We start from the raw sequence: 5,637 nt of genomic DNA, 5'->3' as shown, positions 1-5,637 counted from the left end.
TCCGGAGAATGATCGATGCGCGCAGTTTGCTGGCACGGAAAAGGTGACGTACGCGTCGATACTGTTCCCGATCCTAAAATTCAGCACCCGAGAGACGCCATCATCAAGATTACCGCCTGCGCCATCTGCGGGTCCGATCTTCACTTGCTCGACGGCTATCAGCCGACGATGGAGAGCGGAGATATTCTCGGACACGAGAACATGGGCGAAGTGGTGGAGGTCGGTTCCGAAGTCACCAACCTCCGGGTCGGCGACCGCGTCGTGGTGCCGTTCACGATCAGTTGCGGCCAGTGCTGGTTCTGCCAGAAGGGCCTGTTCTCGCTGTGCGACCGGACCAACCCCAATGCCGAGATGGCGATCAAGGCGATGGGGCACTCTCCCGCCGGTTTGTTCGGCTTCAGCCACATGCTGGGCGGCTACAGCGGCGGTCAGGCGGAATATCTGCGGGTGCCGATGGCCGATGTCGGGCCGATCAAGGTGCCGGACAGCGTCACCGACGAGCAGGCGCTGTTCCTTTCCGACATCTTCCCGACCGGCTACATGGCGGCGGAAAACGCCCAGATCCAGGATGGCGACACCGTCGCGGTCTGGGGTTGCGGTCCCGTCGGCCAGTTCGCCATCCGCTCGGCGCTGATGATGGGCGCGGGCCGGGTGATCGCGATCGACGAAGTGCCGGAACGGCTCGCCATGGCCGAGGCCGGCGGCGCCGAGACGATCGACTTCTCCAAGACCGATGTCTATGACGAGCTGATGGCCCGCACCAACAAGCGCGGTCCCGACAGCTGCATCGACGCGGTCGGCTGCGAGGCCGCCGGCCATGGCGCCGCGGATTCGGTGTTCGACAAGGTCAAGGCGGCGGCCTTCCTGGCGACCGACCGGGTCCATGTGCTGCGTCAGGCGATCATGAGCTGCCGCAAGGGCGGGACGATCTCGATCCCCGGCGTCTATGTCGGCATGGGCGACAAGCTGCCGATCGGCGCCGCGATGAACAAGGGCCTGACCTTCAAGATGGGCCAGACCCACGTTCAGGCCTATACCAAGCCGCTGCTGGAGAAGATCGAGGCCGGCAAGATCGACCCCAGCTTCGTGGTCACTCACCCCGCCAGCCTGGAAGACGCGCCGGAAATGTATAAGAAGTTCCGCGACAAGAAGGACGGCGTCATCAAGGTGGTGCTGCGCCCCGGCCAGTAGGCCGGGGCTGCACGGGTCGGCGCGTCAGAAGCCGGTAAGCACCAGCTTTCCCACGCTCTTGCCGCTCTCCAGGATGCCGTGAGCTTTGCGCAGGGTCGCGGCGTCGATCCGGCCCAGCTCCTCCTTAAGCGTCGTCCGCAGGACGCCGGCGTCCACAAGGTCGGCGACCTCGTTCAGCAACTGGTGCTGGCGCTGGATGTCCGGCGTGCCGAACAACGACCGGGTGAACATGAGCTCCCAGTGGACCGACACGCTCTTGCGCTTGAACGGCACGATGTCCAGCACCTTCGGATCGTCGATCACCGCCACGGCGCCTTGCGGCTCGATCGCCTTGACGATGGCGGGGAGGTGCTGGTCGGTGGCGTTCAGCGCCGCGACGTAGCGGACGGCGGGAATGCCGATCCTGCTCAGTTCCTCGTCCAGCGGGTTGTGGTGGTCGATGACGTGGTGCGCGCCCATCTCCTTGCACCACGCGACCGTTTCAGGCCGCGACGCCGTCGCGATCACCGTCAGGCCGGTCAGCCGGCGGGCAAGCTGCGTCAGGATGGAGCCGACGCCGCCGGCGCCGTTGACGATCAGGATCGCGCCGTCCTGCGTCTTGGTCCCATAGGGCACGCCCAGCCGGTCGAACAGCAGTTCCCACGCGGTGATCGAGGTCAGCGGCAGCGCCGCGGCCTGGGTGAACGACAGCGACGCCGGCTTGCGGCCGACGATCCGCTCGTCCACGGCATGGAACTCGCTGTTGGTGCCGGGCCGGTCGAGCGCGCCGGCATAGAATACCTCGTCGCCCTTCCTGAACAGCGTCACCTCCGCCCCGACCGCCTCGACCGTTCCGGCGGCGTCGAAGCCCAGGATGCGGGCGGTGCCTTCCGGCGGCGTGGCGCTGCTCCGGACCTTGGTATCGACCGGGTTGACCGACACCGCTTCGACCTTGACCAGGATGTCGCGCGGGCGAAGCTCCGGCACCGGCAGGTCGATGCCGGTCAGCGACTGGTCGTCGGCGATGGGGAGCGGCTTGTAGAAACCGATGGCTTTCATCCGGGGTGCCTCTGCTCTTGGGGTGGTCCGTCGGGGTTCGATCCTGTCAACGGACTGTGGACGCGCCGGTTCGATTGGTGAAGCGCATAGTTCTTATTGGATCGATCAGTTTTTCAACTGGATGTGCGGAACCTCGATATCTTTACCATTGCCCGTCATCGTGCGCGGAAAACCTGTCCAGGCTGTTCCGCACATGACGCCCGAAACGATCTCCCAAGCCCTTGCCATCGCCGTGGATCTGTTCGAAGCCGGCATCCACGACAGGGCCGAAGCCCTGCTGCGCCGGGTGCTCGCCGCCGATGGCTCCAACACCCTGGCGCTCTATGCGCTCGGCCGGCTGCTCCGGGACCTGGGGCGGCCGGAGGAAGCGCTGGAACCGCTGACCGCGTGCCTGTCGCTGCTGCCCGGCAGCGCGCCGGTTGCTCTCGCCTGCGCCGGCACCCTCGCCGAACTCGGCCGTTTCGCGGCAGCGGTGGAGCTGCTGGACAAACCGGGCCCGGCGGCGGCGGACATCGACGCGATCAAGTCGCTCCTGGCGAAGGCCGGGGATCAGGCGAACCAGGAAGGCCGCGACGCCGACGCCATCGGCTTCTACCGGCGTCTCGCCGGGCATTCCCCTGACTCGGCCGCCGTCTGGGGAACGCTGGGCGCTGTCCTGCTCCGCTCGGGCGACTGGCAGGAGGCTGAAACCGCCCTCCGCCGCGCCGTCGACCTCGACCCCGAAGACGAGGGGCACGCCCGCCGGCTGGCCGACGCCCTGAAGTTCCAAGGCCGGCTGGAGGAAGTGCGCGAACTTTGCCGACGGCACTGGGTCCCCCGGCGCGCAAGCCTGTGGTGGCCGAGCGGCGGGCAGCCCGGCGGCGTCGCCGAAAGCCCCAGCCCCGCAAACCCCGGCCCATCCGCGCGGACCAGCATCACCAAACTCGTCCACGACGTCGAGCAGCTGACCTACCTGGACACGCTCGGCCGCCTGCCCGCCGGTGCCGCCGCCCTCCTGCCCGCCCTGCGCGACCTGACGGCGGAGGCGATCCGGAGCGGACGCCGCCCCGGCGAGGTGTTCACCCTGACGCCGGAGCAGCTCGCCCCTGTCCGGCCGATCTACAACAGGATGGTCCATCTGGCCGACCCCTGGCTGGCCGATCCCGGTGTGGAGGGAGGCGCCGTCCTCAATCCCGATCTCGACTGGTCGCGGATCGGGCGGGACTTCCGCGACAGCGTCGCCGGCTACGCGGTGATCGACGGGCTGCTCTCGCCGCGCGCGCTGGCCGGGTTGACGCGGTATTGCCTGGAGTCGACCTTCTGGTTCGACCTGGAGCATCCCGGCGGCTATCTCGGCGCGTATCTCCAGGAAGGCTTCGACCACGACATCCTGTTCGCCATCGCGCGCGGGCTTCAGGCCGCCCTGCCGGATATCGTCGGTCCCCACGCCCTGCGGCAGGTCTGGGCCTTCAAATACGACCAGCGCCTGTCGGGCATCCCGCCGCACGCCGACGACGCCGCCGTCAACGTCAACCTGTGGATCGCTCCCGACGACGCCTGTCCGGACCCGGATGCCGGCGGCTTGCTGGTCTATCCGGTGAAGGTCCCGGCCGAGTGGAGCTTCGACGACTACAACTCGATCAACCCGCGGTTCGACACCTTCATCCGCGAGCACGGCGGCGCGCCGCACCGGATCGGCCACCGGCGCAACCGGGCGCTCCTGTTCAGTTCCGACGCCGTCCACGCGACCGAAAGCGTCGATTTCCGGCCGGGCTATCTCAACCGCCGGATCAACATCACCATGCTGTTCGGCTACCGGTAACTTTCCGCTCTCCGCGCGGTCTCTTTCGTGCAGCAAAGCATTAAGACTCTTTGTGATAAATGCGCCAAAAGAACTGGAGGAACCTATGGCGCTCTCGGAAAGCAATCGCATGGATCTCGGCCGGCAGATCGCATATAGCGGCATGGATGCGGATAGTTCCGCTCTTCTGCGCATGGTCCGGCCGACTATTCTCACGGTGCTGCCGGGGATACTCGATCAGTTCTACGAACGAACGATGTCCACCCCGGAACTGGCGGAAAAGTTCGGTTCGGCGGAGGCGGTACGCTGTGCCAAGGACGCCCAGGCGAAGCACTGGGCCGTGCTGTTCGACGGAAACTTCGACGCCTCGTACCAGTCCTCCGCCCGGCGCATCGGCTTCACGCATCACCGCATCGGCCTAACGCCGCAGTGGTACGTGTCGGGCTACGCCTTCGTGCTGGGAGAGTTGCTGGCCGCCGTCGCCGTCTCCCAGGGCAGTTTCCTGAGCACCGCCGGCAGCCGCCGCACCATCGCCGAGACGCTCGGCGCCGTCAGCCGCGCCGTGCTGCTCGACATGGAGGTCGCCATGTCCACCTATTGGGACGCCCTGTCCGCCGAGCGGGAAGAAGCGGTCAACATCATGATCGAGCGCATCGACCATCAGGTGATGGACACGATCGAAAGCGTCTCCAACCTGACCGGCGACCTCGTGACCAGTGCCCATACCATGACCGGCGTCACTGTTTCGGTCGGCCATGACACCGAAGCGGCGTCGGGCGCCGCCAACGAGGCGCTGGTGTCGGCGCAGACCGTCGCGTCGGCGGCGGAGGAACTTCACGCCTCCATCGCGGAGATCGCGGGGCAGGTCGGCCGTTCGTCGCACGCCGCCCGCGGCGCCGTCACCCGGATGAGCGAGGCCCGCGCCGTCGTGGACCGGCTCGGCCTTGCCGCGGAGGAGATCGGGCGCGTGGTCGAGATCATCGGCGAGATCGCGGCCCAGACCAACCTGCTGGCGCTCAACGCCACGATCGAGGCGGCGCGCGCGGGGGAAGCGGGCAAGGGCTTCGCCGTCGTCGCCGGCGAGGTCAAGAACCTCGCCAGCCAGTCGGCGCGGTCGGCGGAGGACATCACCAGCCGCGTCGCCACCATCCAGAAAGTCACCCGCGATACCGTCGGCATGATCGACGAGGTCTCCCGCGCGATCGCGGAGATGGACGAGGTCGCCGCCGGGATCTCGGCGGCGGTGGAGGAACAGACGGCGGCCACCAGCGAGATCGCCCGCAACGTCAACGTCACGGCGGCCCGCGCCGGCGACGTCAACGATCTCATGGAATCCGTCGCCGGCAGCGTCGGCCGCGCCGACGAGGCGTCCCACGCCGTCAACGAAAGCGCGGTGCGGATGGAGGAGTCGATGACCAGCATGCGGAAGCTGCTGGTCAAGGCGGTCCGCACGTCGTCCAGGATCGCGGACCGCCGCACCAGACGCCGCCACGCCGCCATGATCGACGCCGAAGTCGCGGTGGCGGGGCGGGTCGAGAAGGTCATCCTGCACGACCTGTCGGAAGACGGCACGATGGTCGCCAGCGAAACGCCGTGCCAGCCGGATACCTTGGTCACGCTGTCCATAC

At 67.5% G+C, this 5,637-nt stretch carries 4 protein-coding genes; 3 read left to right on the top strand and 1 reads right to left on the bottom strand.

The features are described from left to right. The first annotated feature begins 15 nt into the window (after positions 1 to 15). The gene (locus tag AC5JJ6_RS39055; RefSeq protein WP_496047208.1) at positions 16 to 1,191 is read left to right on the top strand and encodes a zinc-dependent alcohol dehydrogenase; all 1,176 of its coding nucleotides are present in this window, start codon (positions 16 to 18) and stop codon (positions 1,189 to 1,191) included. 24 nt (positions 1,192 to 1,215) lie between these two features. Here the strand turns inward: AC5JJ6_RS39055 and AC5JJ6_RS39050 are convergent, their stop codons facing one another. After that, positions 1,216 to 2,229: a zinc-binding alcohol dehydrogenase family protein gene (locus AC5JJ6_RS39050; protein WP_496047207.1), complete on the bottom strand. Its 1,014-nt coding sequence runs from the start codon at positions 2,227 to 2,229 to the stop codon at positions 1,216 to 1,218. 193 nt (positions 2,230 to 2,422) lie between these two features. On the opposite strand from AC5JJ6_RS39050, the gene AC5JJ6_RS39045 reads away from it, so the two are divergent. Further along, positions 2,423 to 4,030 carry a tetratricopeptide repeat protein gene (locus tag AC5JJ6_RS39045; protein WP_496047206.1) on the top strand — a complete coding sequence of 536 codons (1,608 nt, stop codon included), beginning with the start codon at positions 2,423 to 2,425 and terminating at the stop codon, positions 4,028 to 4,030. Positions 4,031 to 4,115: 85 nt separating this feature from the next. Beyond that, positions 4,116 to 5,637: protoglobin domain-containing protein (locus AC5JJ6_RS39040; protein WP_496047205.1), on the top strand; the 1,522-nt coding region annotated here is incomplete at its 3' end.

The sequence above is a fragment of the Skermanella sp. genome (assembly GCF_059503625.1).
Note: the sequence above shows the minus strand (reverse complement) of the source record. Positions and strands in the feature narration are given on the sequence as shown.